Raw genomic sequence first — 914 nt, 5'->3', positions numbered from 1 at the left:
ACCCTTCACTTTCGGTGTGGGGCGCATTCTATAGCATTTTTCCGTAATGTCATGATTTAAATGCAATTTATTTAAAATATTTTGTCTTCGACCCCGCGCACCCCGCAAAACCGGCGCTTTGGGTGCAAACGCGAGTCTATTGCGTTTGCCCAAGCCTTGGCCCCACAATTAACAATTATTCTCAATAACACCTGGGCCGGGCCTTATGTCTGTGGGTGAACCGCCGTTCCAACGGGAGATTACTGAGCTGTACAGCGAGCATCACGGCTGGCTGTTCACTTGGTTGCGCCGAAAACTGGGCTGTACCCATAACGCCGCCGACGTGGCGCAGGACACCTTCGCGCGGATTCTGCACGCCCGCGAGTCGGTGACCGCCATCCGCGAACCCCGCGCCTATTTAAGTACCACCGCCAGGCGGCTGATCATCGACCAGGCACGGCGCAAGCAGATTGAGCACGCCTACCTTCAGGAATTGATGCTGACGGTGGAAACCCTGGAAGGTTTCCAGTCGCCCGAACAGATCCACACCACCCTGGAAGCCCTCGAGCACATCGCCTTCATGCTGGAAGGCATGCACGACAATATGCGGCAGGCGTTTGTGCTGTATTACCTCGAAGACCTGACCCAGCAGCAAATCGCCCGACAACTGAAGCTGTCGGAACGTACGGTACGCAAATACCTGATCCAGGCCCTGCTGCATTGCAGCCACAGCGTGGACATCTGAGCCGCGCATGCCCGCCTCTCGCCAACAGATCGATGAACAAGCCGCCGAATGGATGATTCGCCTGCACGAAGGTGAATTGACCGAGGCCCAGCGCCAGGCGTTCGAGCGCTGGAAGCAGCAAGGCCCGCAACACGCCGCATCAGCAGCGCGCATGGAAGATGTGATTGCGCGCATGCAGGCGCTGCGCGGG

The 914-nt window shown here is 57.7% G+C and carries 2 protein-coding genes; both read left to right on the top strand.

The window, feature by feature from the left end:
* Positions 1-205 precede the first annotated feature (205 nt).
* Positions 206-724 (top strand): sigma-70 family RNA polymerase sigma factor, encoded by a 519-nt coding sequence (locus tag HX846_RS33665; protein ID WP_008430460.1) that lies wholly within the window; start codon positions 206-208, stop codon positions 722-724.
* Between the two features lie 7 nt (positions 725-731).
* Positions 732-914: DUF4880 domain-containing protein (locus HX846_RS33660; RefSeq protein WP_178967093.1), on the top strand; the 183-nt coding region annotated here is incomplete at its 3' end.

This window comes from Pseudomonas sp. K5002, from assembly GCF_013386655.1.
GTDB lineage: Bacteria > Pseudomonadota > Gammaproteobacteria > Pseudomonadales > Pseudomonadaceae > Aquipseudomonas.
Note: the sequence above shows the minus strand (reverse complement) of the source record. Positions and strands in the feature narration are given on the sequence as shown.

Coding starts and splice junctions, on each gene's coding strand:
- HX846_RS33665 (WP_008430460.1), top strand. CDS start 206: ATGTCTGTGGGTGAACCGCCGTTCCAACGGGAGATTACTGAGCTGTAC.